Here is a 26,425-nt window from a genome sequence, read left to right as displayed (position 1 = left end):
ATAACCAGTCACGTTGACAACCGGCAAAGGTTTGGCTTTGCCGGTTTTTCATTTGTGCGGCAGCCGCGCATAAGTTGCAGTCACATTTCCATTAAGGCCCAGGCCCAGTCCTAGCCCAGCCCCAGCCCCAGCCCCAGCCCCAGCCATACGAATCGTAGATGCTCTATTTGTGAACAAAATGGTTAAAAAGTGATCTCGCGGAACTACAGTTCGTTATTAAGGTGTTTGTGGAGCTAGAAGCCCCCAATCCGCGGATATAGCGAATCTACGATTCCCCTGGCTGTTCCTCAAACCTAAGGCCTCGCTTACCGCACATTTCAACTCTCAACTGGCTTCTGCTGCTCATTGCACCACTAAGTAATCAAGAACCTCATTGGATATTTCCAATGAAATCAGCTTGAAGACGGTTGAAATCAAGCTTTGATTGGATTAGTCCAATGGTTTTACTTGAAATCGGCTCCCAAGGGCCAATTTGGAGATTTACATTGTATTTATCCAATGTAATCGGGATCTTGATTGTGAAATAGAGGATTTCACTGGATTTCTCCAATGCAAACTGCCTATCTGGCAGCGCAGCTTTCGCTAGCGTGGAACGTGCTTCCGCTATTTCACTGTGCTACGCCCAAAACTGGGCAGTTTGAGGCAGTTTGCGCGAAATAGCGAATCTACGATCCGCGGAGAGGTTAATATTCCGTATAATTACGGAAATAGGTGATCTATGCTTTTTATCTCAAGACTAGGAGTGCTTGTCGGGAAATAGAGGATAATGTCGAATGTTGCGAGAATATAACACATGACATTACAGTGAAGTCATGTCAATTCAAGCTAGAATTGACTAGAAGAAAAATGGGGGCTGAAAAGGTTGTTAAGAAATTTCAAAAGATTAGCAGGGCTATTTCTAGTTATAAGCTTGGTTTTAAGTGTGTTTCCACAAGCGATTTTTGCCAGTAATGTAAGTTCAAACAAGGCATTTCTTTCGTTTTCTGTAGAAGGTAATCCAGGTGTGATTGATGAGAGTAACCATACGATTAGCGTGACCGTTCCTTACCGATCCGCCGTTAATAATATGTTTGAATCATTTACGATTTCGGGAGCATCTGTCATTAATCATACGAGCGAAATGACGCGTACTAACTATACGAATCCTGTCGTATTAACAGTCGTTGCGGAGGATAATAGTACACAAGATTACACGGTAACTGTGATCATTGGGCCGAGTAATTTGAAGTCTATCACAACTTTTAATTTAACCAACCCACCGGCAATGGGCCTGATTGATGACGAAGCTTACGCCGTATTTCTCACTGTCCCGCAGGGCACAGACCTAACGCAATTGAAGCCTTCTTTTACAACAGACGGAGCTTCGGTACAAGTAAATGGGGTTGTTCAAACAAGTGGCTCAACCGCACAGGACTTTACGCAACCCATTATGTACACGGTGGTCGCGGATGACGGAAGCTCACGCAATTACTTGGTTACTGTCCAAATACAAAGAGTGCTCAGTAAGGCAAAAGAGTTCACTTATTTTGCTTTAGCATCCCTTCCTGCAACCGGAATTATTGATGAGTCCAGTAAAACCATTTCAATTACAGTTCCTTATGGAACGAACCGAGCAGCTTTAGTGCCTGTTTTCGTGACCACAGGTTATATGGTTCAAATATATGGGCAACAACAAATTAGTGGAGAAGAAGCACGTAATTTTACTACACCTATCATTTATACCGTGTTGGATGAGGGATTAGAAGATCAAGATTATTTGGTAACCGTCAATGAAGCGCCTCAAAATGCAAGATCAACGAAACAACTGCTGACGTTTAACGTTGGTGGTGTGGATGGTATTGTAAATGAAGCAAATCATACGATAGCGGTACAAGTACCAACAGGCTATGACCGTGCTAATCAAACTGCCAACTTTACCGCCAATGGTCAATCTGTAAGAGTTGGCAACCAACTCCAAATTTCGGATCTAAGCATTAATAACTTTTCACAACCAGTAACGTATACGGTTTTTGCTGAAAATGGATTAACGCAAGATTATGTAGTATCCGTAGAGCTTCAAAAACAAATAATTTCCTATGATTTAAACTACCCGATTCAAGTTCATGGTGTCATTGATGAGGTCAATAAAACGATTTCCTTCCAAATTCCTTATGGCACTGATTTAAGTGCAACAAAGGCTGTCTACACAACAAACGCAGACCACATTAAAATCAATGGCATTGTTCAACAATCAGGTGTTACTGAAAATGATATTAGTCTATCACCAACCATTTATGCGGTAGACTCTGAGAATGCTGCAGCACCCTACACTTTGATTCTGAATAGGGCGTTGAATCCTGCGAAGGATATGACTTCTTTTGGACTAACGACTCCGCAACTCAATGGGGTTATAGATCAAAATAATCAAACCGTATCGCTGACTGTTCCTTATGGGACGAATGTTTCTGAATTAATTCCAACCTTTGCGATTACAGGCACCAAAGCAAAAGTTGGTCTTCTTGATCAAATCAGCGGCAGTACCGAACAAGATTTCCGGAGCCCTGTCACCTATGCGGTTTACGCGGAAGATGCTACCTTCAAAGATTATCTCGTTACGATTAAAGTTACGGCGCAACTGCCAGATCATAATTCTTCGGAAGGTCAAGTTTCGTCTCCAAGCATAGACACAGCACCTCCAACGAAACAACCAACAGCTGTTTTCACTTCAGTGGTTAACCTTGCCAAGGTCGAGGAGTTCATAAAAGGCAAAATGGAAGAAGCAAAAAGGAAATCAAACAATACCGAATTCTCTGATGTGAACAAGCACTGGAGCAAATCTAATATTGATCTTTTTATAAAACTTGGCGTTATATCGGGCTATGAAGACAATACGTTTAAACCGGATGCCAGCATCACACGTGCAGAATTTGCAGTTATTATAGCTAAAGTATTTCACATCGAAGCTGCGGACAAATCCGCTTTATTGAAAGATGTGAAAGATCACTGGGCGAATAAAGCCATTGCAGCTCTTTCCTCAAACGGAATCATAACGGGATATGAAGATGGTATGTTTAAACCGGATAAAACCATTTCTCGAGCAGAAATCATTGCCATTTTAGGGCGTTTAATCGATTTAAATGCGACAGAAAAACACCAAGCTGCTTCTTTTAGGGATGTAGGAAGTTCTTGGAATGCCAAAGAGATTGAAGCTGCTGCCTCCTCTGGTTTAGTTGAAGGGCGTGACGCTAACACCTTTGCTCCTAACGGATCTTCTACTAGAGCAGAAGCTTTGACTATTATCCTACGTGCGCTGAGTCTGAATCCTGGTGTAAAATCTTTGCTTGAACAGTTTAAATAGGTTGATTGTGACAAGATCAGGTTGCTATTGCAGCTTGATCTTGTTTTCTTTTCGAGTTGGTAGAACTAAACTGTTGTCGAAATCTGTACAGATGTGTTAAGATGAAAAACAGACTTGACCAACAGAGATAAAGAGTCTGCGGATACGGAACGAAGAATAGGAGATTCTATTTACTATGACCAACAAGAACAATCAGCATGTGTTTAGACTAGCTATGCTGCTCGGTTTATTTTCGACACTCGGGCCTTTTACGATCGATATGTATTTACCGGCGTTCCCGGAGATTGTAAAGCAATTCGGTACAACAGCTTCGCTGGTACAGCTCAGCTTAACCGCTTGTCTACTCGGACTCGGCATCGGCCAGCTCGTCATGGGTTCGCTGAGCGATGTCCACGGTAGACGTAATCCGCTGCTGATCTCCATGGCTGTTTATGTCGTCGCTTCGTTAGCTTGCGCATTTTCGCCCAATATCGGGCTGTTGATCGCATTCCGCTTCGTGCAGGGTTTTGCCGCTTCGGCGGGCATTGTCATTTCCCGCGCGATCGCACGCGATCTGTATAGTGGTCACGAGTTGACCAAGTTTTTCTCGCTGCTCCTGCTTGTAGGTAATTTGGGTCCGCTTGTGGCGCCGGTTACCGGTAGTGGCATTCTTTCTTTCACTTCTTGGATCGGCGTATTTGTAGCGCTGTCACTGCTGGGAATCTACTTATTGATGATGACCAAATGGAAGCTGCAGGAGACTCTGCCAGCAGATCGCCGCAGGCCCAGCAACTTCGTGGAGCAGCTGCGGAACTATGGATTGCTCTTGCGAGATCGCAAGTTTGTCGGCTACATGCTGGCACAGGGTATTATGATCGCGGGTGTCTTCGCGTATGTTTCAGGAACGCCCTTTATTTATCAAAATATTTATGGGGCATCGCCGACCGTATTCGCTCTTTTGTTTGGATCGAACGGCATCAGCCTAATCATCGGCTCTCAGCTGGTAGGGAGGATGTCGCATCGTGTATCCGAGCATGCGTTTCTGTTGTTCGGCTTAGGGCTTGCTTGTTTGGCGAGTGTCGTTGTCTTGGTGGTAGCCATCGTCCATGGACCGCTTTTCGCATTGGTAATTCCGCTGTTTTTCTTCGTGGCGGCAATCGGCATCACATCTACGGCAGCATTCCCGCTGGCAATGGAGAGCCAAGCTAATATGGCGGGCAGCGCCGCTGCCCTGCTAGGGGTCATTCCCTTCTTGCTTGGTGCAGTCGTCTCACCGCTTGTCGGCATCGCGGGTGAAGACACAGCCGTTCCGCTGGGCGTAATTATTTTATTGACGAGCGTTGCAGCGATGTTGGCGTACTTCTTACTCGTAAGAAGAAGCCCAGGTGGTGCAGCCTAGGATAGTAGTTCAAATCAAGCGCTAGGAAAGAGTAAAGTTCAAGCTGATAAAAGCTTGGCTTTGCTCTTTTTGCGTTACATCTGTTGAAACGCTTTAAATAACGCTATTGTTTAATGGATGTGTGGAAAAAAAGGTTGACAACGGGTTGGAATTGACTGATTATTGACATAAAATAAACCTGAAACAAACTAGGTGGTTTAATTTATGTTTTAATATTATATTAATAAATCAGAAAGAAACCAGAGTGGTGGAAGACTACAAGTTTTCAAGGAGGATATCTCATGATTGAGATACGTACAATGAGTGAACGCGAAATGGCGCAGGCGGTTCAACTGGCTGATGAAACGTTTCGCGATGCTAAGCAGGCTTCTATGTTGAGAGCGTTCCCGAGTGCATTCGACGGTCGCCTCGGGCAATCCTTCGGTGCATTTGAGGGGGAGAGACTTGTTGCTTTCATGGGATTAGTTCCTTCGATTATACGCATTGGAGCTGCTAATCTGAATGTGGTTTCCCTTGGTTCCGTGTGTACAACTCCGAGCTATCGGGGAAAGAAGATCGCTTCTGCGATGCTTGGCGAAGTGTTGGCTCATGCCGATCGCATTGGAGCAAGCATGATGCTAGTTTCTGGTGATGGTCCGCTCTATATGCGCAGTGGCTGCCATTATTATGGCAGGGTGACAAGATTTATAATATCCGCAAAAGACGAGAAGTTGCCATCGCTTGCTGCTAGTTCCAACTTCACAGTTGGGCGAATTGGTTCAGAAGATCTGTTCCGACTTCATGGAGTAGCCAGAACTCGTCCTGTAAGGTATGAGCAGGGGGTGTCTGAACTTGCAGCTTTGATCGCTAGCGAAGCCATCGCCAGCTGTTATCATATGCAGCATGCTGTGTTTGCGGCTTTCGAATCGGATGAGATTGCTGCCTATGTTGTCATTGCGGTGCCCTCAGAGGGGGATGATGTTAAGGAAGAAGCTCCTTTTGTGGTGGAATGGGGCGGCAGTGCGGAAGCAGTGGCATCTGTTTGTGGTCATGTTTTGCGCGAGCGGCATCTTGATGTTCTGGAAGTTCCGGTACTGTGGCACGAAACCAGGCTGTTGAAGGTATTGGCTGATTTCCCCCATAAGAAAATGAGGAATCATGGCACTGCACAGATCATTGATCCGGAACGATTGTTCAGCGAGCTACTGCCTTATTTGGCGGAGAAGGCGCCGATGGCTGCATCCAGACTGAGCTTTCGCCGATCCGGCGCCAGCGGCGGGACTATTCTCCTTGTGGATGGTGTGGAAGCGTTCGCTTTGAGAGAGGAAGAACTTGTAGCTGTTTTGTTCGATCCGGAAGCTGACATCCCTGTTCCAGAACCTTTGAAGGGATTATTAGGCCAGTTGTTCCCTGTTCCTTTTCCGCATGCCGGAGGGTTGAATTTTGTTTGAAACACTCATCTGATACATTGGTTTAGAAAACCATTAAGAGCAGGAGGTCATGATTATGATTCAACTTTCCAACTTGGAGGAGCTGCTTGCCTGTAAACCGCATCCTATGGATGATGGTCAGCTTGTGTATGTAGAAGGCTATTATGAAAAGGGGGATGGCGGCTGCAAGCTTGTACGATGGATGGCGAGCAGCAATAATACCGATAATGGCGGGACGATTCATGATCCTCGCACAGGCGGCAGCGGACGCTGGGAAACCGTTCATCGCGGGGTGGGCGACTACAGGTGGTTCGGCATTATGGATGCGACAGTGAATGCGGACGATGCCATGGATGCAATGGTCAATGACGGCTCGATTCATTTGATTGAGGCGCATACAGATCTAAATTTTGTTCGACGACATACGTATGACCGCAGCGACATTGAACTTAATTTTGGCGGGCATACCGTCACCACGGAAGGTGTTGAGTTAAATACGCCAGCTAACCCGTTCGGAGCGGTGATATTCTTCCAGGGAAAGGTATCCGGCGAAACGCAAATCCTTACACTTTCCGCTGATCTTCCGGAGCAAACCGATACTCTGGAGGTGTTGGATTCGACCCTTTTTGCGGTGGATGACTGGTGGAAAGTAAGAGTGAAGAATAATCCGGCAGGCAGTGCGCAGCGGGAGCTGGACTACCTGCTGCAGATTACAGAAATCATCGATGGCAGCCACGTCCGGGTTAATTACAAGCTTGGCTGGTCCCTTGCTGCGGGGCGAGAAATCACGTTCATGAAGATGAATCCTGTCTTCCGCAGTCATGTGCGGAACATGAATTTCGTCGGCGTCCCCGTGCCGGATAATGGTTCAACAAGCGAGAAGCCATCGGAGAACTGGGATCAGCTGGGTTCAAATCCGATCGCCTACGAGTTTGCCGTTGCGTGCAATGTTGCTGATATTACGGCGACGAAGGTATTCTGGCCAGTTGTTGAGCGGCGGTACTGCACTCACTATGTGACGGAGCGATGCAGGCTGACGAACCCTGAGGAAGTGATTTGGGGCGGGACCGGTTATCTGACGCAGCAGCTGAACGTGCTGTATGGGCATGTTCGTGATTGCCATACAAGCAACGCAAGACATTTGAACGATTTCACATGTGCGGGCTATTGTATGGTTGAGAACTGCCACGGCGATGGCGATGAACATGGCTCGTTCGTTACTCATGGACAGTATGAGCATGATCTCACATTTGTTGGGAATTCGGGTTTGCTCTCGTTCGCCAACAGCGGTACAACCTGGGGAGATAGTGCCAAGCGAATCACTGTCACAAAGCATGTCGGTTCACGAGTGGTAGCGCATAAGCGCATAACCGATTTAACGCTAGAGGATGTTCATGCCGTTTACAAGGAAGGGCTGGTCGATTCCGGTACGATATGGGCAAATGCCGATGGTTTGCAAATGAGGGGCTGCACAGCGGACACGATGCTGACCCTTTCGCAAAGTTCATCGCGCTCGAAGCGCAGTAATTTGGCTGACGGCTGCGCCTTCGGGATGACCAAGAACGGGGAAATGGCGAGGCTTCCCGGAGTTGCGAATGCTGGATTTGGCCCAGTCTCAAGCGATTTCGTCATGTTGAATTGCCATTTTCACAACGTCGATGGGAATTTAGTCGGAAGCATCAAGCGTCTGAGGCTGACGAACACGTGGTTTGTCGGCGCTTCTCCTGAAGCGAGTCCGATTCAGATCTGTTCTGATGAGGTGGTGATTCATGGCGGTGGTTTTGAAAATTCCGGTATTGAGCTGACCGGAACGAACAACCAGTCCATTACGATAGATGGAGGCACGTCATTTCGGGGCGCGAATGCAGATAAGGCTTATCTGAGGAACAGGAATGCGGCAGGAATCATGACATGGATTCTCGGCGATTGTGATAGTGCAGCCCTTGATGCTGATACTGCGCACTTTCATATTCAAGGCGGCAGTAATAAAATGAGAGCCATAGGCTCCCGGTTTTCTGGCGGCAAATACGCTGTTGCGGAAGGGGCATTCAGCCGTGATTCGTATATGCTTATGACGGCTTGCATAGAAGATAGGGTCGATCGATCCTCGCTGCCGGCGGAAAGTCATCTAATCAAACATGAGGCAGGAAACATAATCATTGCTTAATTATCGTTGGAGTCTGCCTGTTAATAGGCGGGCTTCTTTCTTGTTTTAACGTGTATCCTTGCGGCTCGGTCCCGGATATTCTAGTCACAGGTCCGGTTTTACGTGTTAGGTTAATGTAATGTAATAAATAATATACGTCATATAATCTAACATTGAAAGCGATTGCAAAAACAAAAAAGATTGACAATCATATTTAGCCTATTTATAATAAAAAATGAATCAGAAACAAATCACAAATCAAAGTTAGTTTGGTTTCTAGTGCAGTTATTAAATCAGATACAAACCAGAAAGAGGTAAGCATGATGAGAGCAGTTAAAGGCATAAATGGTTCGGCGCAATTATTAGAGCTTCCACCCCCGGAGATGATACCTCAATTCGTCAAAGTGAAAACGGAATATTCCGTTGTAAGTGTAGGTACCGAGCTGATGATGATACAAAATAGCGGGGATGCTAATTTGGGATACAGCGCAAGCGGGATTGTTGAGGAGGTAGGAGAAGGAGTAACTCACGTTGTTCCAGGGCAAAAAGTCGCTTGCTACGGGGTGCCTGCCCACAGAGAGTTCCTGCTCGTGCCGAAACATTTAGTAACGTCGATACCGGAAGGTGTCACGCTGCAGGAAGCAGCATTCGTCGGCATTGGAGCGATTGCGATTCATGCCCTGCGTCAAGCTAGTTTGAGTTTCGGGGAAGCGATGATCATTGCAGGGCTTGGCATATTAGGGCAGGTAATCGCCCGTATTGCGCATGCTGCGAGCTACCGGGTGATTGGACTGGAGCTGATGGAGGAGCGCTGTCGCGCGCTTGAAGCAATCGGAGCCAAAGCTTGCCGCTCACAAGATGAGCTTAGGCGCCTTGTTGAATCGGACCCTTCCTGGCTTGGGGCAGATGCTGTTATGCTTTGTGCAAGCAGCCGGAAACATAGTATGGTGGATGATGCGATCGGCTGGCTTCGCGATCGTGGGCGCGTCGTAATAGTCGGAGATACCGGGACGGAATTCGATCGGGATCTGCTTTTTATGAAAGAAGCGAGTGTGCACATCTCGCGGGCGGGCGGCCCTGGCCGCTATGAGCATACGTATGAGCAGCAAGGAGTCGATTATCCGCTTGGTTACGTGCGATGGACAGAAGGCAGGAATATGGGAGAATTCTTACGCTTAATCGCGGAGAAACGGATCGATATGCAATCGCTCATCACGAATGAATGTGCGCTTGATGAGCTGCCTTCCATGTATCAAAGCTGTCTGGAAAAGCCGCAGCAATCGATGGGGATTGTTGTTCGTCACGGCAAGCTTAAACCTGCTTAAGGTAAGGATCACATTCACCAACGATGAAGGAGGTAGAATATGGGAGCAAATGTGAATGCGATTTCTGGTGACCCTACGGTCAAAAAACGGATAATCCCAACGATCTGGAAAACATTTCTCCGTTATAAATGGCTGTATATGCTTATGGTTCCGGGAATCGCCTATTACATCGTTTATCATTATGTGCCGATGTTCGGGCTCGTAATCGCATTCAAGAAATACAACCTGTTGAAGGGCATGTGGGGCAGCGAATGGGTCGGCTTTGATAATTTTCGGACGATCTTCTCGTCGCCGGAATTTCCTAGTCTGATGCGCAATACGATTCTGATCAGTGTATACCGTATTTTATTCAACATGCTGCCTGACGTAATGCTGGCGCTTATCCTCAATGAGATTCGCGCGCCATGGTTCAAAAGGGTCGTGCAGACGATTACCTATGGACCGCATTTCTTATCGTGGATTATCGTGTATGGACTTGTCTTTTCCTTCTTTGCTCCTGGAGCGGGGCTAGTTACAACGTTCTTCCGCGATATGGGTTGGGGAGATCTGGATGTACTTGCCAATTCGGATTATTTCCGCTCGCTGCTGGTCACGTCGGATATTTGGAAGAGCACCGGTTTTGGAGCGATCATCTATTTGGCCGCGCTGTCCTCGATCAATCACGAATTGTATGAAGCGGCCGTGGTCGACGGCGCGGGGCGTTGGCGGCAGCTGTGGCATATTACGCTGCCAGGCATCCGAGAAGTGTTCATCTTGCTGCTAATCTTGCGAATCGGGCATATTATGGATGCCGGCTTCGAGCAAGTCTACATTTTCCTGAACGCCCGAGTTTACGATGTGGGAGACATTCTCGATACATATATTTTCAGGCGCGGGATTGAGCAGATGGAATTCAGTGTTCCCGCGGCGATGGGTGTGTTCAAATCAGTCATCGGTCTTGTGCTCGTGATAGGAGCGAACAAATTAGCCAAAAAAGTCGGCGGGTCCGGCATCTGGTAAAGGAGGCATCGCAATGCCATTCATACTTAAAAAAACCAAATCAGACCGTGTTGTAGATGCCGTTCTTTATACGGTACTGGCGATATTCTGTTTGGCAACGCTGTTCCCGATTTACTTTGTTTTCGTCATGGCGATCACGCCATATAAGGAAGTGCTCAAGAACGGCGGTTTCATCATTTTCCCGCATTCCGTCACGTTCGAGGCGTTCAAAACGATTTTCTCCAGCAATACAGTTCCCAAAGCGCTGCAAGTGACAGTCTTTATCACGGTCGTCGGTACGGCGTGCAACCTGGCGATTACGACGATGCTGGCGTATCCATTATCGAAGAAATTTCTGCCAGGACGCAATATCGTGCTGATGGGCATCGTGTTTACGATGTTGTTCTCGGGGGGGATTATCCCCATTTATTTAACCGTTAAGGCAACCGGTTTGATGAATACCGTCTGGGCGCTCATTATTCCGGGTCTCGTGTCATCGTTCAATATTCTGATTATGAAAACTTTCTTCGAAGGTCTGCCGTATGAGATTGAGGAAGCGGCGAAGGTAGACGGCTGCAGCGATATCGGCACGCTGACTCGCATTGTGCTGCCGCTCTCGCTGCCGATCATGGCAACACTCGGCTTATTCTATGGTGTGAATCATTGGAATGCGTACTTCGGCGGGGTCATGTATTTGAATGATCGCAGTCTGTATCCGCTGCAGGTCGTGCTGCGCAACATGATTGTGTCGCCGGCTATCAGTCAGGAACTGGCCGTACCGCAATCTGCGCTGAATACGATGCCGCCAGAAACGATTAAAATGGCTACTGTAGTCGTAGCGATTGTACCCGTGTTGATCGTATATCCGTTTTTGCAAAAATATTTCGTTAAGGGCATGCTGTTGGGTGCCGTCAAAGGGTAAATCTGACAGCGGCCTTGTTTTTCAGGAACAGTTTATTACTTACGGGAGGTGAACCTTGAGGGCAATGTGTGTGGGTTTGACGAGCAAACGATTCAGATGAATTGACGGACGTAAGATAATGGCTTGATGGTAAAAGGAATCTAATTCTTCGAAATCGAATAGGGGGGTCATTGGTTTGAGAACGTTTTCAAAAGTAACGACTGTATTGTTGGCTTCTTCACTCTTGCTTGCTGCATGTTCGGACGCCAAAGAAGGTGCTTCATCGTCACCGGCAGGGAAGACCGGCGTTTCTTCCAGTCCGGGCGCTAAGAAGGAAAAGCTGGATCTGAAATGGACGGTTATCGCAGATGCAAGTTCCCAACTTCCTGCCGCAGATAAAGATTTCGTGAAGAGTGCAATCGAAGAGAAGTTCAATGTCACTCTGAAAATGACTTACTTGCCGCTTGGTCAAGACTACACCAATAAGTTGAATACGATGATCGCTTCCGGCGACATTCCGGACCTCTTCTATGCCGAGGGCGTCCCTTCCAACAACTATATCCGTGACGGCGTGGCCCGCGACTTGACGGGCATTGTTACACCTGAGAAAATGCCGAACTATTTCAAAAATTGGGTAACCGAAGCTAACTTGAAATCATACCAAGTGCAAAGCGCGTTTAAACGTGCGCCTGTTCCTTATGAAACGAACTATTATCGGACCTTCTATATTCGGAAAGATTGGCTTGACAAGTTGAATTTGAAAATGCCGACGAATTACGACGAACTCGTTAATGTTATGAAAGCCTTCACGTTCAATGATCCGGATGGCAACGGCAAGAACGACACCTACGGCTTTACGGCTGCAGGCAGCGGCGCCAGCGTTTCCATGGATTTCCCGGAATTCCTGCAAAATGGCTTGGTCGGAGACACCTATGTCGACGGCGATCAATTCATCGACGTCCGCAGCGATATCCGCATGCAAAATGTGCTTACAGATATTAAGAAACTACTGGATCTGAAAGTTGTCGATCCGGATTGGTTCCTCAACAAATACGGGCAGCACTTTGATAAAGCGGCGCAGGGCAAAGCGGGTATCGTGATCGGTCAAGGCAGAGACCTGGCCTTCGACAACAATCCGGCAGGCCTCCAAATGAAATCCAAGCAAGCAGGTCAAACGACGGCGGATTGGGAGCCGTTTCATCCATGGGAAAAAACCGGCACATGGGTCGAGACGATTCCAGGCAATCCTTTCTTGATCAGTTCCAAGACTTCCGATGCCAAAGTACAGCGTTCCATTGAAATTCTCGACTGGCTGGCTGGCGAAGAAGGATTTCTGCTGACCCGTTACGGCAAAGAAGGCGTTCATTATAAGCGCAACGGCAAGACAATTGAAGTGAATCAAGATGCTTACAAAAAAGACGTAATCGACAACAATAACTTCATTGAAATCTATGGCTGGTTTACACCGCGCAAACCGGAGGTGTTCGGGCTGAATGTCGTCGATCCGAAAATTACGGAGCGCGATAAGAAAATCGTGGAGAAAATCAACAGTTACAAAATTCTACCTTCTGTCGGCACGGCTCTGACTGTTAAGGAAGGCATGGATTTGGGCGCAATGCGCAAACGAATGAATGAACTGCATATCCAAGTTGTGTATAAAGACAAGGATGCATCCAATTGGCCGCAATACCGTCAAGAAATCATGACGAAATTCGGCGGCAAGGCAATTTTTGACAACTATGCTGAGCTTGCTACAGCAGCCAAAGGCAAAACGATCAAGTTCAAAGCAGAAAACTAATACGTAAACGTTGTACGGCACGATGGTCAGACTAGCGGAGTTTCCAGATGTTCGCTAGTCTGACCATTTAGACGTTCCTCACTGCGGCAGGCTCCAACCCCGCGTATGATCGTGGGTAGGGACTGCTGTTCCTAGAACGTGATCTTCAGGCGAGCTTACCTAAACCCTTTGCGAAATGGAGTTGTTGAACGATGTTTTTCCTGACTGATAAAAAAGGGAAATCGAATGCGACGAACGTAACTGGCGAGGCGAATCAAGCAACAGGTAAAGCGGGCGAAGCAATCAGTAGACGAAAGATGCTGGCAACGTTAGGGATTGGCGGTGCGATGCTGGCTGGAAGCGCTTTGGTTCCTCGTATCGCATCAGCAGACAACGAGAAGTTCAGCAACAGCAGCCAAGGGAATCAAGTGCTGCGAGTCAGCAACGTGGAGGAGCTTAAGTCACTCCCTTCCGGCCAATTGGATGACGGCCTCTATGTGTTTGTCGGCGGCTACTACAAGAACGGTGACGGAGGCGCCAAGCTTGTTCGCTTTGTGGCAGGCAGTACCAAAGCGGATAACGGCGGTACGGTCCACAAGCCGATCAAAGGCGGCAAAGGGCGCGAACAGAATGACGATAGCATGGGACGGAAGCCGCCAAAGACAGAGGGTTGTTTCGAAGTCGTACATAATGGGGTTGGCGACTTTCGCTGGTTCGGCATATTCGATGTGAAGAAGAATGCCGATGATGCGCTCGAGATGCTGATCAATGATCCTTCGATCCACCGGGTTGAGGCGTACTCGGATTTGAACTTCGTGAAGCGTCATGTGTTCCATCGCAGCGATATAGAAATTGATTTCCACGGTCACACTGTGACGACCGAAGGCATGGAGTTGAACACGCTGGATAATCCGTTCGGCGCTGTGATGTTTTTCCAAGGGGTAGTAACGGGAATCGCGCAAACGGTAACACTGACGCAAGACTTACAGGAGTACTCCGATATATTTGAAGTTGCTGATTCGTCGATTTTTGAGGTGGAGAGCTGGTGGCATGCCCAGATCAAAAACAATGCAGCCGGCGGCGCGCAGCGTGAACTTGACTATTTGATCAAAGTAACGGAAATTTGCGATGCCACGCATGTTCGGTTCAATTACAAGTTGGGCTGGCTGCTTGCCAAGGGACGGCTGATTACTTACAAAAAAGTTAACCCTGCTTGCCGCTGCCACGTTCGCAATATGCATTTTATCGGCATACCGGTGCCTCCCAATGGTACAAGTGTTAGACCGTTCCCCACATGGGATCAGATAGGATCGAATCCAGTTGCCTACGAGTTCGCCGTCGAATGCGACGCATCGGGGATTAAGGCGACCAAGGTGTTCTGGCCAGTCGTCATGCGGAGATACAACACTCATTACGTGACGGAGCGCTGCCAATTGATGAACCCGGAAGAACGCGACTGGGGCGGTACCGGCTATTTGACGCAACAGCTCAACGTGCTGTACGGGCATGTCAGGGACTGCAATACGAGCAACGCTCGGCATTTGAACGATTTTACATGTGCAGCCTATAGTCTGGTGGAAAATTGTCACGGTGACGGCGACGAATACGGCCCGTTCGTTACCCATGGGCAATATGAGCACGATCTGACTTATCTGAACAACTCAGGACTGCTGTCGTTCGCGAACAGCGGCACGACTTGGGGAGACAGCGCCAAGCGGGTGACGGTGAAGAAGCATATCGCTTCCCGGATCGTCGCGAGCAAGCGCTTAACGGATCTGACGCTTGAGGATTGTCATGCGGTCGTAACGTATACGAAACCTGGTGTGAAGATGGCCAATTCCGGTTCCTTCTGGGTCAATATGGATGGGTTGCAAATGCGAGGCTGCACGGCGGAAGAGATGGTTACGATTTCGAAGGGCTCGTCTCGCGGAAAAAGGAGAAACATCATCGACAGCTGTTCCTTCGGCATGCTCAAGGGATACGAAATCGCCCGTCCGATCCGTACGGGAACGACGCAGGTAGGGTATACGCCAAGCAATGGGGAATTGACGATACTTAACAGCGAATTCTATAACATCGAAGACGTCAACCTCGGGAGCATCAATAAGCTGACGCTTGTTAATACGTGGTTCAAGGGGCTGCCTCAGACGGGTGGTACGGTTAGGGTAGGAACCCGTGAAATCATCATGCAGGGCGGCGGGCTCGTGGATTGCTGCTTCTTGTTCACGGGCGCTTGGGATAAAGTGGGCGATGTGAATAACGCCAAGAATAAGCCGGATCAGTCGATTACGATCGATGGCGGAGCAGTATTCAGCGGGACCAATAGCGAGCGAGCGTTCTTGAAGAGCGTAGACCCGACTAACGTGATGACTTGGAACTTCGGAAACTTGACGAGTAGCGCTGCCGATGTGAATATGGCGCATTTCCATATGCAGGACGGCGTGAACAAATGGAAAGCGATCGGTTCCCGTTTTATTGGAGGGAAGTATGTGACGGAAACTAACGCAGGCAGCGGGACTTACTTCTTGATGGCGTCTTGTGTGGAAGAAGGGGTTAACCGGACAGCGCTTCCGCCAGAAAGTGATACGGTGAAGCATACTGCTGGAAATTTTTTGTTTTCCTAATCCCAAGTACATTGACAGGTAATGGTGGAACATGGCTATAATAAAATTAGCAATGCAGATGCAGGAAGGGACTGTTGCTTCCTGATCTTGACAGTGTATCGGATGGAAATGAGGTCTAACGATGGAAGAACGGACAATACGCAAGACGTCCCGTGAACGGTTAAGCGAACTCGTCAGTACGCTGCGGGAAGACATATTGACAGGAAAGCGGGCGGTGGGGGAATATCTGCCTTCTGAGAAGACGTTCGCTGCGCAATTCTTTTTGAGCAACCAATCTGTGCGCAAAGGGCTCGAAGTTCTTGTCGCAGAAGGGTTGATTGAGAAAATACCGCGCGTCGGCACCAAGGTTGTCGGTCCACCGGACGGCGCCTTCGTTACTGTGAAGCTAGGCTTCCATAGCTCCGTAACTGGCGAAGCCGATTTGCACAGGCTGCTCGCCATCTTTCAAAAGGAAAACCCGCATATTCGGGTACAAGCTGTGCCTACCTCCAGCAACAATTACGGTTATATCAGCGAGTACTTGTCCAGCGGCCTGCTTGACGTGGTGATGATGAACTTCAAGAATTTTCAGGAATGCGCGGAAAATGGAGACGAAGGACTGCTGGAGCCGATGGAACGGAATCCAGAGCTGTATGCGTTCTTGTCAGATGCCTTTCAGGTGGAGGGCCGCCAGCTTGTGCAGCCGTTCATTTTCTCCCCACTCATTCTGTGCTATAACCGTGAGCATTTTCAAGCGGCGAATTTGTCCGAACCGGATAGCAGTTGGCAATGGAAGGACTTGATCGAATATTCGTCAAAGCTGGCCATTCCAAATGAACGGCTTGGTTTTCATTGCGACTTGTATTCATCTAATCGTTGGCCTTTACTGCTGTTGCAAACCGGTAAAAAGTTCGAGAGGCATGAAGACGGTCGGCTTAAACTTGCCGGAACGCCGATGATGGATGCGCTTCGCTACTGCGGGGAGATGAAACACAGTATTCCCTCCCTGTCAGAAGGGATTACGACAGGCGAATCGGAACTGCTCTTGGCTAAGGGCAAAGCGTCGATGATTATGACCAGTTATTTTTACTTGAACTATTTGCTCGGTGAGCGGCTGTCCTTTGACGTCGCGCCTGTGCCGCACTTCGGCACGCCGATGACCATGCTGCTTAACACGGGGCTTGCTGTCAACCGTCAGTCGAACGTCAAAGACGCCGCCGTCAAGCTGGTCGAATTTCTAACGAGCACGAAAGCGCAGCTATTCGTTCGGCAGCATACCTATAGTCTTCCTGCCAGAAAATCAGCCGCTGAATGGGTTGGGGAAGAAAAGCGGTACCTGCCTTCCCGATTTTCGCTGTTTCGCGAAACGATTCCGGGTTTTAGATATTTCACGGATTTGGCCATTAGTGCAAGAGAGTTGTCCGAGATTAACCAGGAATTGAAGATGTATTGGGCAGGTTTGGAAACGGAAGAGGCTTTGTGCGCGCAAATCGAGGAGCGCCTTACGCTTAGTACAACATAAATAGCAGCTATTTGAACCGTAACCAAGAGGGGGAAGTTAGGTGCCGCATTTTAGTGCTTCAACCATTCTGTTATTGCTTATAACGGCTCTTGTCTTGTTCGGGCCCAGCAAACTGCCGGAATTAGGTCGGGCGTTCGGCAAGACCTTGAAGGAATTTAAAAACGGAACCAAGGAATTACTGGGGCCTGATGATCCGCAATCACAGGCACAGCCTCGCAAGGAGTCTTCTGCTGACGATGTCAACAGGCGTTAATTAGCTTTTGAATCATGCAAGAGCATAGATCGTTTTCACGAAGGCAAAGGATGCCGGATGATTACGATCTTTTTTTTGGCTATAAGTTCAGTGTGATTCAATTAATATATGGAATGTTGTTCTATATATTGTTTTTAATATTAAAATACAGTTGAAATAAAGATATATAAGCGATATAATAACCGTAAATGAAATTCAGTATATTGAACTTTAGTTAACCAATTGATTTATTTTCGGGAGGGTCAACACATGTCCAAAAATGCAGAACTCTATGAAGAATCGAAGCTTTATTCGCCAGGCGGCGTGCATACGTCCATTCGCAACGTAAACCCCATGAAAGTCTTCACCAAAGGAGAGGGCGCTTACATTTATGATGCGGAAGGGAACAAGTACATTGACTATCAAGGTGCTTTTGGGCCTATCATTCTTGGTCATAGCCATCCTTATGTGAATAAAAAGGTCATTGAAGCGATTGAACGAACCGATTTGTACGGTGTTGGCTGTACGGATCTGGAAGTTGAACTGGCTCGTAAGATTTGCCAGCATGTTCCTTCATCCGAGCAAGTGCTTTTTTGCAATTCGGGATCTGAGGCTACGTATCATGCGATTCGCTTAACACGCGCGATTACTGGGCGCAACAAGCTGATTAAATTTCAAGGCTGCTACCACGGCTGGCATGATTATGTCGCTCGCAACATGCTTAGCTCTTGGGACATGATTGGCAAACGCGATCCAGGTTCGGCTGGCATGCTGGACGAAGCCATAGATAACACGCTGGTCTGCACCTTTAATGATCTTGATGATGTGGAAAGGACTTTCCGTGAGAATAAAGGGCAAATTGCTTCTTTAATCGTGGAGCCGATTCCGCACAACATCGGTTGTGTGATGCCGCAGCCTGGCTTCCTGGAAGGACTCCGTGAGCTATGCACGGCGCATGGAGCGCTGCTTATCTTTGATGAAGTGATCACTGGCTTCCGTCATGATATCGGGGGTTTCCAGAAGGTGGCAGGGGTAACGCCTGATTTGACAACGATGGGGAAAGCGATGGCAAACGGCTACCCTATTGCCGCAGTAGCAGGTAAACGTGACTACATGCAGCGTTTCAATACGTATCCGGGCGGAGACGTCTGGTTTGCGGGAACCTACAATGGTCATGCCGTAGGCACGTCCGCCTCTATCGCAACGCTTGAGCTCATGGAGAATGAACCGGTGCATGAGCACATTTTCCGCTTGGGCGAGAAGATGCGCTCCGGCATTCGTGGCATCCACGAGCGGCTGGGCATCGAGGCGTTTGTAGCAGGCTTCGGTTCGGTGTGGACGACGTATTTCATGACAAGCGAACCTAAAAACTACTCGGATTTGCAGCAAAATGATGCGGAGCTGTATGTAGCTTATCGGAAGAGACTTATCGAAAAAGGCATTTACAAGATGCCGATGAACATTAAGCGCAATCATATCAGTTATAGTCATACGGATCAGGATGTTGACACAACACTGGACATCATTGAATCTGTCTTGAAAGAGCTAATCAGCAAATAAGCGATAGTTAGGAGTATTTTGACTATGAAATTACTAACATTTATGCTGGATGGGACCTACCGTTTAGGTGTGAAAAAGGAGCAGGGCGTGCTTGACGTCTTGGCAGCACTCTCCGCTGTGCCTTCCGAAAAAGCAATACCGACTACCATTCAGGAAGTGATTGCCGGGGGTGCTGGAGCGTTAAATGATCTCCGGAATTACACCAATCAGGTGGTCGCCTCGGTAAACGACAAAACCGCATATGTAAGGGAGGAGTCGACTTTGGATCTTGGTCCTTGTGTCACGCACCCGAATAAAATCATTTGCGTAGGACTTAATTATCGCAGGCATGCGGAGGAAACGGGCGCTCCAATCCCGCAGTATCCGATTCTGTTCAATAAATTCAACAATACTATTACAGGCCATGGTGATGACATTCCGTTGCCGAAGGTTTCGGAGAAAGTAGATTATGAGGCAGAATTAGCAATTGTCATTGGTAGAACAGCCAAATCAATTTCCAAGGATGAAGCGTTGGACTATGTTTTAGGCTACTGCAACGCCAATGATCTGTCTGCTCGTGATTTGCAGGTGAGAACACAGCAATGGCTGCTGGGCAAATCTTGCGATAAATTCGCGCCGATCGGCCCATATCTGGTAACGGCAGATGAAATAGCTAATCCCAATGATCTTGAAATTAAGACCTATGTGAATGGAGAAGTGCGGCAGCAGTCGAACACTTCGGACATGATTTTCCATTGTGATGAGATTGTCAGCTACATATCCCAGCATATGACGCTCGTACCTGGCGATATCATTCTAACAGGAACTCCTGAAGGCGTAGTATTGGGATATCCACCTGATAAGCAAGTGTATCTCAAGGATGGGGATATCGTGTCGATTGAAATTGAAAAGCTCGGAACCTTGACGAATCGGATGGTTTCGGAGTCATAGGTGCCTGATTGTCCCTCATAGCAATCTCGCGCGTAATGCCATTCACAGGGGAGCTTAAGATTCAGCTTCGCAAATAGTTAAAGAACCTAGCCTGCGGGCTAGGTTTTTCGTGTGCCAGAAAGTATAAGTTTTGGGTGGATTTAAGGGATTCTCCCTTTTTAGTTTTATGGCACATTTAGAATATGAAACAGGACATCCTGCACCGAATTTTTTTGATGAGAATCGGTACTGAGAAGACTTTAAAAGCAAGCATGGCAAAAAGATACGTCCCGTAGTGCTGAAATTAATCCGGAAATTTCCGGATTGTGGAGACTCGAAAAAAGGGATTAAGCTGCTCGGATGTGAAGGGTTTCATGATCTTAAGGTGGTGCCTTTTTGGTGCAAGGGGTGTTTCTGCATGATGTGTTCATGCGCAGAAACGGAAGAGTGGAGCCCGGGTCTTGTCTGAGGACGTATGTCAAGTCAACCATCGACAGGTTATCTTGATAATCGACGTAGGTCTAAGAGATATGTTTTTGGGTTGGGGTGAGTGAAGCTTGCCCAGAATTTAAATGTTGGAGATTGACGCCAGTCTCCAGGCTTGGGTTGTAGGCGGCCCCATCACGATGGAATGGTTCGATGCGACAAGATGATGATGATGAGATGAGATGAGATGAGATGACGAGACGAGATGAGATGAGATGAGATGAGATGAGATGAGATGAGATGAGATGAGATGATGATGAGATGATGATGAGATGAGATGAAATGAAAACAAGGTAGCTGTGAACCGTACTTATTTGTTCGAATTGCTGCTGGTTTGGAGTTATATACAAGCTATGTGGCAGAATGAGATCTTCTAGCTTGCTATCGCGCGAAGATAAGGGAACGTCAAGCCGCGATTTTCGGAAAATGTTTCATGATAGGGATCCAGAGGGAACTACAGGGCGCTATAATTCTGAAAACCGCCATATTCCACGCCAGAGGGAACTACGATCCGCTATTGCACCATTTCCTGGTTGGAATCAGCAGGTTCCGCTTAAATAGCGGATCTCAGTTCTCTTTCATGCTACGTTTACCCCATTTCTCTCCATTTAGCGGATCATAGTTCCTTTTCACACGACACTCTTTGTCATTGCAAAGCCCAAAGGGAACTAGGATTCGCTAGATTGCTGAAAACCGCTATGAAGACGCTCATTTCTTAGGGCGGCAAAGCCGCTTTTCTTTCGGACTTTATATGTTTATGGGTTAGGGGTGAGCGAAGCTTACCCCTTTATTAGTGCTGTCCACCGCAGACTTCTTTGCTGCGGTGGTTTTTGGTCTCAAGGGCATCTAATGAACTGTATGATGCTTATTGACGAGAAGATGGCTACTTTGGCGATCTAATGAACTGGATTGGCGTTATCGAGCAGCTTTTAGGCGGAAAGGTGTTTGTTTTCTTGAAATAGCGCATCTGGAAATCGTTAGATTTTCAGAAGGAGCGATTATGATTGAATAAAGGGTATTGAGTTCGTAAGGGGGGGCTTGGGCTTGCCTCAAGGTGCATGGAATTGGTGACCTAGCCGCAGGCTAGGTTATTTGCATTCCCTCTATTTGCATTGTTATTTTGCATTCCCTCTATTTGCATTTTTTTGTATCCCCACCATTGCGGCGATTCTATTATCTTCTCCTTCAGAGGCACAGCTATTGGAAGGAATCCAGCAACTTTTGTCGATAATTTACAGTTTCTTAACGTGAGCATTACACTGCATTGACCCTTGCAACTTGGCATCAAGTTAGACTAGGTCCATAGACAATTACTAACGTGCATGCATGAGGCTTTGCGAGTCGCAGACCTTTCGTACCCATACCAAATTTCGTGGAGGTTTATATGAAAGTAGAGTTACACTGCCATACGAATTTGTCAGACGGTTCGTTCACTTTTGAGGAAATGTTGGAGTTGGCTGTTAAGGAAGATATTCGTCATCTAGCGATAACGAACCATGATACGACAATGGAGATCAGTGAGATGATAAATAGAGGGTTGGAACGGGGGATTGAGATTATCCCAGGTATTGAAGTTTCGGCCTATGACTTTAGAAGAAATCGCAGAGTGCATATTCTTGGTTATTATATCGAGCCTGGACATGCCGCACTTGAAACGCTGTGCAGTCCGCTGCTGGAGATGCGCCACGATGGCTGTCGAATGGCAGTGGATAGACTGATTGAAGCGGGCTATTCCATTACGTGGGAGCAAGTGCTCAAGTACGCCGCAGGAGGTACGGGAGTTTACAAACAGCATATTATGCATGCGTTAATAGATCAGGGTTATACCACGACAATCTATGGCGATTTATACAAAAAACTGTTCGCGCGCGGTCAAAATGGAGAATCGCAAGGCACGGCATATATTCCGACCAAGTATGTGGATGCTTGCGATGCTATTCGCGCCATTGTGGAGGCAGGCGGAGTCCCCGTCCTTGCCCATCCTGGTCAATATCGGAGCTTCGAAGTTGTGCCGGAGCTTGTGCAAGCGGGACTTCAAGGCATTGAGGTTTGGCATCCGCTGCATGGACCGGAGGATGAAGATCAAGCGCGAGAATTCGCTTTGAAATATGACTTAGTCATGACTGGCGGGTCCGATTTTCATGGTTTTTATGGAGAGAAAGAGGTCGAGCTTGGCAGTAAAAGTCCTGGTATAGACACGATCGGCCATCTCCACGCGCGTAAACAATCATCTGTCAAAGGAGGCATCGACGCATGAAACATATTCATCAAACACACAGCCATTCCCTGCAGTCAGCTGAGCCTGACATTCATGAGAGCAGTAATATCTTCAACAGCTTTGCAGGGGAGTGGACCTCGATCGGTCCAAACAACAAGATCATAGAAGCCTCAATTGGGGATTATACCTATACAATGGACGATGTCACGATCAATTACGCAGAGGTGGGTAAATTCACTTCTATTGCTTCCCATGTTTGCATTAATCCAGTTGACCATCCGATGGAACGGGTATCTCAGCATCATATGACGTATAGGCGAATGGACTACGGTTTCGCTGAGACCGACGATCAGGGGATTTTCGACTGGCGCAGGGGCAATCGCGTGACAATTGGCCATGATGTCTGGATTGGGCACGGGGCAATTGTCATGAAGGGCGTTAAAATCGGGAATGGCGCGGTTGTCGGTTCAGGTGCTGTCGTGACCAAAGATGTTGAGCCTTATACCATCGTGGTTGGCGTGGCGGCGAAGCCAATCAAAACCCGTTTTCCCAAGGAGATTTGTGATAAATTGCAGCAGATTGCTTGGTGGGACTGGCCTCGTGAGTTGTTGGAGATGAGATTTCATGAATTAAACGATGCTTATGGGTTCATCCAAAAATATGGCTGATTTCAGCTTCGGAGGTAACGAGCATGTCTGAAGAGATGGATATCATGGATTATCTGACTGCGGCTATCCAATCCGGCAAGTATGAGCCTGACGATAAATTGCCTTCGGAAAATGAGTTGGCAGACCGATTCAAGGTCCCCAGAATCACTGCGCGCAAAGCCTACGAACGCTTGCAGGAACTGGGCTATATCTACTCCAAGCAAGGCAAAGGCAGCTTTGTGCAGGATCGAAATCTTCGCATTCCTCTCGTTCTTTCCGGGAATATCAGCTTTAGTCAGAAGATGCGTGATTTGGGCTATAACTATCAGTCCAAGAACATATTTTGTGAGCCAATCTCGTTTAACAATAAAATTTATCAATCCCTTCGCGCACCTGAAGACAGCATGGTCTATCGAGTGGGCCGACTCCGAATTGTCAATGGACAGTCTATCGCCTTGCACATTTCGTATGTGACGGCATGCATGTTTCCTGAAATCAGTACCGAGGGAAGAGAGATTACTTCCATGTTTCAGTATTACAGAAGCAAGGGCTATCACAATTTTCGTTCTATCCAAACAATTCTTAGCGTAACGTATCCTTCTAAAAGCGAGAGGGATCTGCTAGCTTGCTCCAGCCTTATTCCGTTATTGGTGCTCGAATCCGGCTGCATGGATGGTGAATCAGGCAAAATGCTGGAATGCAGCAAAATTTTGTATCGTGGAGACTGTTTTTCTTACGAGATTTAAATTTACGTAATCTTAACAGCCATCAGCCTGGCAACAAGATAGAGTGAACTTCGAAGTGAATGATGACTTCTCAGAGCAAGGAGGTCCAAGGATGAAACGAAAGCAAAGAACAGAGATTTTAATAAATGGAACGGCTGACCTGGCGGTGTCGCTTTCGCAAGATATTGTGAGCCGTTACAACATTGTTGTGATCGAAGAGCCTAATTACGGACTGGTCATGGTCAAGGTGAGAGAAACCGCACAGAAAAGCCTGTTTTATTTGGGCGAAGTGTTGGTGACGGAATGCAAAGTGCAGATTGAAGGTGTAACCGGCGTTGGTTTTGTCAAGGGCGATGACCCGAACAAAGCCTATGACTTGGCTGTCATTGATGCAGCTTTCGGGGCTGATCTTAATGAAACTGCGGAATGGTCAACTCTGCTGCAGCAGGAAAGCGATCGGTTGGCTGCTCAACAAGCCGCATTTCAATCGAAGCTTCTGCAAACAAAAGTGAATTTTGAAACGATGGACACGGATTGAAAGGAGAGACTACCATGAGCTTGGATTTCATTCACGATATACAAAGAGCTTATAGAAAATTGATCGACTCCCAGTCAAGACCTGGGACTCTCTCAGATCTCGCCGAAGAAGCCGGAGAGCTAGCGTTGGATAAAGGCTGTTTGCCTGCAACGTTGGTACTGGCCGAGATGCTGCTGGATACGGAAGTCTCCTTCAACGTGTTCTCGGAGCGGAAAGTTCAAGTGACGCAATTGTTCAAACAAATGAGTTATGCCAGAGAAACGGAAGCGAGCGAGGCAGATTTTATTTTTGTGCTCAGCGACGCACAACAAGGTGATTTGCAACAAGCGCTTGAAATGGCGAAAATTGGTAATTTAAGTGACCCGCATTTCTCGGCAACGTTAATTATAGAAGTAGAAAGTTTGTCTGAGGGAAGGAAGCTGCGACTTTCTGGACCAGGTATCCAGTCCTTCACCAACGCTCAGGTACTTGCTAGTGAGGGATGGCTGGATATCCGAGCGGAGCGAAATGCCGAATACCCGCTTGGGTTGGATTGCCTCTTCGTGGATACGAAGCATCGTCTGCTTGCTTTGCCGAGAACGACGCAGGTTCTGGTTGAGGAGGTTAGTTGAATGGGGTATGTAGCAGTCAAAGGTGGCACGCATGCCATTGAAGAATCGTTAAAACGCATGCAGTTCGAAAGATTGAAAAGCAATAAAGTTCTGGATGTCGATGTGATTGAAGCCGGGATGCGAGGACTCATCGATCAAGTGATGTCAGAAAGCAGCTTTTATAGTGAGCAGCTAGCAGCTCTGGCTATTAAGCAGGCGGAAGGAAATCCCGAAGAAGCGGTGTTCCTGCTGCGCGCCTATCGGTCAACGCTGCCTAGAAAACACTACTCCAGAACCATCCAGCCTGAGGAGATGCGTGTGGAAAGACGAATTTCTGCTTCCTTCAAGGATATCCCTGGCGGACAGATTCTGGGAGCTTCTGCGGATTACTCTCATCGCATGCTGGACTTCGACCTCATGGAAGAAACGGAAGCTGATGTAAGAAGCTGGTTGCAGGACTTTGCATCTGGAGAAGGCGCCGAATTCATTGAAGCTGCAGAAAGTCGTCTTCCCAAAGTGCTGGACTATCTCAGGAAAGAGGGCTTGATAGCGGACTGTCCGACTGATCACACCGAGCCGGATGATGTCACGCGAACAAGCCTGACCTTTCCAGCTAGCAGGAGTGAGAAGCTGCAGATTTTGACAAGGGGTCAGACCGGAGCCGTAACTTCTCTCGCCTACGCTGTGATACGGGGATACGGCATGATTCACCCGACAGTGGGCGAACTGCGGGTAGGTCAGCTTCCAATTTACTTGGAAAATCCTCTGCATCCGACACATGATGAGGATGATGCTTACTACATCGGCGAGATTAAAGTCACGGAAGTAGAGATGCTCGTCCCAGCAACGGTTGAGAAGGAAAATGGCCATAAAGAGCTTCAACTGGCATTCGGCTATGGGCTCTGCTTTGGGCAGAATGAAACGAAAGCCATCGCCATGAGCATTTTGGATAAAAGCCTAGAGGCAGGTGACAAGAGCGTTCCGACGCAGAACGAAGAGTTCGTGTTATATCATATCGACTCCGTGGAATCGACAGGCTTCATTTCACACTTGAAAATGCCGCACTATGTGACCTTTCAATCCAAGCTTAACGATGTGCGCAAAACAAGGAAGATCCAGTCGAAGGAAACGGAAGAGGAGTAGA

General features: G+C 47.6%; 19 protein-coding genes and 1 pseudogene. All 20 read left to right on the top strand.

Annotated elements, in window-relative coordinates:
• Positions 1-862 precede the first annotated feature (862 nt).
• The 20 genes and pseudogenes from IEY34_RS13445 to IEY34_RS13350 all read left to right on the top strand — a co-directional run bounded on the left by IEY34_RS13445 (position 863) and on the right by IEY34_RS13350 (position 26,424).
• Complete coding sequence (locus IEY34_RS13445; protein ID WP_189012324.1) at positions 863-3,337, top strand: SGBP N-terminal domain-containing protein; 2,475 nt, start codon at positions 863-865, stop codon at positions 3,335-3,337.
• 175 nt (positions 3,338-3,512) lie between these two features.
• A complete protein-coding gene (locus tag IEY34_RS13440; protein ID WP_189012323.1) occupies positions 3,513-4,715 on the top strand; it encodes a multidrug effflux MFS transporter in 1,203 nt (400 codons plus the stop codon).
• Positions 4,716-4,996: 281 nt separating this feature from the next.
• Positions 4,997-6,145 carry a GNAT family N-acetyltransferase gene (locus IEY34_RS13435; protein WP_189012321.1) on the top strand — a complete coding sequence of 383 codons (1,149 nt, stop codon included), beginning with the start codon at positions 4,997-4,999 and terminating at the stop codon, positions 6,143-6,145.
• A gap of 55 nt (positions 6,146-6,200) precedes the next feature.
• Complete coding sequence (locus tag IEY34_RS13430; RefSeq protein ID WP_189012318.1) at positions 6,201-8,291, top strand: putative phage tail protein; 2,091 nt, start codon at positions 6,201-6,203, stop codon at positions 8,289-8,291.
• Positions 8,292-8,590: 299 nt separating this feature from the next.
• The gene (locus IEY34_RS13425) at positions 8,591-9,595 is read left to right on the top strand and encodes a zinc-dependent alcohol dehydrogenase (protein ID WP_229757636.1); all 1,005 of its coding nucleotides are present in this window, start codon (positions 8,591-8,593) and stop codon (positions 9,593-9,595) included.
• 39 nt (positions 9,596-9,634) lie between these two features.
• Entirely contained in the window at positions 9,635-10,594 is a 960-nt protein-coding gene (locus IEY34_RS13420) for an ABC transporter permease (RefSeq protein WP_189012316.1), read from the top strand.
• Between the two features lie 13 nt (positions 10,595-10,607).
• Positions 10,608-11,495 carry a carbohydrate ABC transporter permease gene (locus IEY34_RS13415; RefSeq protein WP_189012313.1) on the top strand — a complete coding sequence of 296 codons (888 nt, stop codon included), beginning with the start codon at positions 10,608-10,610 and terminating at the stop codon, positions 11,493-11,495.
• Between the two features lie 175 nt (positions 11,496-11,670).
• A complete protein-coding gene (locus IEY34_RS13410) occupies positions 11,671-13,272 on the top strand; it encodes a type 2 periplasmic-binding domain-containing protein (protein ID WP_189012311.1) in 1,602 nt (533 codons plus the stop codon).
• Between the two features lie 191 nt (positions 13,273-13,463).
• Positions 13,464-15,875, top strand: coding sequence for a peptidase C14 (locus IEY34_RS13405; protein WP_189012309.1), 2,412 nt, complete (start codon positions 13,464-13,466; stop codon positions 15,873-15,875).
• A gap of 121 nt (positions 15,876-15,996) precedes the next feature.
• Positions 15,997-17,376 carry an extracellular solute-binding protein gene (locus IEY34_RS13400; protein WP_189012307.1) on the top strand — a complete coding sequence of 460 codons (1,380 nt, stop codon included), beginning with the start codon at positions 15,997-15,999 and terminating at the stop codon, positions 17,374-17,376.
• 40 nt (positions 17,377-17,416) lie between these two features.
• Positions 17,417-17,629, top strand: coding sequence for a twin-arginine translocase TatA/TatE family subunit (tatA, locus tag IEY34_RS13395; protein ID WP_189012305.1), 213 nt, complete (start codon positions 17,417-17,419; stop codon positions 17,627-17,629).
• Positions 17,630-17,878: 249 nt separating this feature from the next.
• On the top strand, positions 17,879-19,168 hold the full coding sequence (locus IEY34_RS13390) for an aspartate aminotransferase family protein (protein ID WP_189012303.1): 1,290 nt from the start codon (positions 17,879-17,881) through the stop codon (positions 19,166-19,168).
• A 24-nt stretch (positions 19,169-19,192) separates the two neighbouring features.
• Positions 19,193-20,098 (top strand): fumarylacetoacetate hydrolase family protein, encoded by a 906-nt coding sequence (locus IEY34_RS13385; RefSeq protein ID WP_189012301.1) that lies wholly within the window; start codon positions 19,193-19,195, stop codon positions 20,096-20,098.
• Positions 20,099-20,264: 166 nt separating this feature from the next.
• A pseudogene (locus IEY34_RS38120) lies at positions 20,265-20,616 on the top strand (transposase zinc-binding domain-containing protein); the annotation flags it as partial.
• 1,331 nt (positions 20,617-21,947) lie between these two features.
• Entirely contained in the window at positions 21,948-22,820 is an 873-nt protein-coding gene (locus IEY34_RS13375) for a PHP domain-containing protein (RefSeq protein ID WP_189012297.1), read from the top strand.
• Positions 22,817-23,449 (top strand): DapH/DapD/GlmU-related protein, encoded by a 633-nt coding sequence (locus tag IEY34_RS13370; protein ID WP_189012295.1) that lies wholly within the window; start codon positions 22,817-22,819, stop codon positions 23,447-23,449. The genes IEY34_RS13375 and IEY34_RS13370 overlap by 4 nt, the downstream gene beginning before the upstream one ends.
• Before the next feature lie 23 nt (positions 23,450-23,472).
• Positions 23,473-24,174, top strand: coding sequence for a GntR family transcriptional regulator (locus tag IEY34_RS13365; RefSeq protein ID WP_189012293.1), 702 nt, complete (start codon positions 23,473-23,475; stop codon positions 24,172-24,174).
• 91 nt (positions 24,175-24,265) lie between these two features.
• Positions 24,266-24,691 (top strand): phosphonate C-P lyase system protein PhnG, encoded by a 426-nt coding sequence (phnG, locus tag IEY34_RS13360; protein WP_189012291.1) that lies wholly within the window; start codon positions 24,266-24,268, stop codon positions 24,689-24,691.
• 14 nt (positions 24,692-24,705) lie between these two features.
• Positions 24,706-25,302 carry a phosphonate C-P lyase system protein PhnH gene (gene phnH, locus IEY34_RS13355; protein ID WP_189012289.1) on the top strand — a complete coding sequence of 199 codons (597 nt, stop codon included), beginning with the start codon at positions 24,706-24,708 and terminating at the stop codon, positions 25,300-25,302.
• The gene (locus tag IEY34_RS13350) at positions 25,303-26,424 is read left to right on the top strand and encodes a carbon-phosphorus lyase complex subunit PhnI (RefSeq protein ID WP_189012287.1); all 1,122 of its coding nucleotides are present in this window, start codon (positions 25,303-25,305) and stop codon (positions 26,422-26,424) included.
• The last annotated feature ends 1 nt before the right edge of the window (position 26,425 follow it).

Source organism: Paenibacillus marchantiophytorum (assembly GCF_014640555.1).
Lineage (GTDB): Bacteria > Bacillota > Bacilli > Paenibacillales > NBRC-103111 > Paenibacillus_E > Paenibacillus_E marchantiophytorum.
This window is presented reverse-complemented; position numbering and strand designations above follow the sequence as displayed.

What these genes read in the sequence shown, in the direction of transcription:
- IEY34_RS13440 (WP_189012323.1), top strand. Translation starts at nt 3,513, where the DNA reads ATGACCAACAAGAACAATCAGCATGTGTTTAGACTAGCTATGCTGCTC.
- IEY34_RS13435 (WP_189012321.1), top strand. Translation starts at nt 4,997, where the DNA reads ATGATTGAGATACGTACAATGAGTGAACGCGAAATGGCGCAGGCGGTT.
- IEY34_RS13430 (WP_189012318.1), top strand. Translation starts at nt 6,201, where the DNA reads ATGATTCAACTTTCCAACTTGGAGGAGCTGCTTGCCTGTAAACCGCAT.
- IEY34_RS13425 (WP_229757636.1), top strand. Translation starts at nt 8,591, where the DNA reads ATGATGAGAGCAGTTAAAGGCATAAATGGTTCGGCGCAATTATTAGAG.
- IEY34_RS13420 (WP_189012316.1), top strand. Translation starts at nt 9,635, where the DNA reads ATGGGAGCAAATGTGAATGCGATTTCTGGTGACCCTACGGTCAAAAAA.
- IEY34_RS13415 (WP_189012313.1), top strand. Translation starts at nt 10,608, where the DNA reads ATGCCATTCATACTTAAAAAAACCAAATCAGACCGTGTTGTAGATGCC.
- IEY34_RS13405 (WP_189012309.1), top strand. Translation starts at nt 13,464, where the DNA reads ATGTTTTTCCTGACTGATAAAAAAGGGAAATCGAATGCGACGAACGTA.
- IEY34_RS13400 (WP_189012307.1), top strand. Translation starts at nt 15,997, where the DNA reads ATGGAAGAACGGACAATACGCAAGACGTCCCGTGAACGGTTAAGCGAA.
- IEY34_RS13390 (WP_189012303.1), top strand. Translation starts at nt 17,879, where the DNA reads ATGTCCAAAAATGCAGAACTCTATGAAGAATCGAAGCTTTATTCGCCA.
- IEY34_RS13385 (WP_189012301.1), top strand. Translation starts at nt 19,193, where the DNA reads ATGAAATTACTAACATTTATGCTGGATGGGACCTACCGTTTAGGTGTG.
- IEY34_RS13375 (WP_189012297.1), top strand. Translation starts at nt 21,948, where the DNA reads ATGAAAGTAGAGTTACACTGCCATACGAATTTGTCAGACGGTTCGTTC.
- IEY34_RS13370 (WP_189012295.1), top strand. Translation starts at nt 22,817, where the DNA reads ATGAAACATATTCATCAAACACACAGCCATTCCCTGCAGTCAGCTGAG.
- IEY34_RS13365 (WP_189012293.1), top strand. Translation starts at nt 23,473, where the DNA reads ATGTCTGAAGAGATGGATATCATGGATTATCTGACTGCGGCTATCCAA.
- phnG (WP_189012291.1), top strand. Translation starts at nt 24,266, where the DNA reads ATGAAACGAAAGCAAAGAACAGAGATTTTAATAAATGGAACGGCTGAC.
- phnH (WP_189012289.1), top strand. Translation starts at nt 24,706, where the DNA reads ATGAGCTTGGATTTCATTCACGATATACAAAGAGCTTATAGAAAATTG.
- IEY34_RS13350 (WP_189012287.1), top strand. Translation starts at nt 25,303, where the DNA reads ATGGGGTATGTAGCAGTCAAAGGTGGCACGCATGCCATTGAAGAATCG.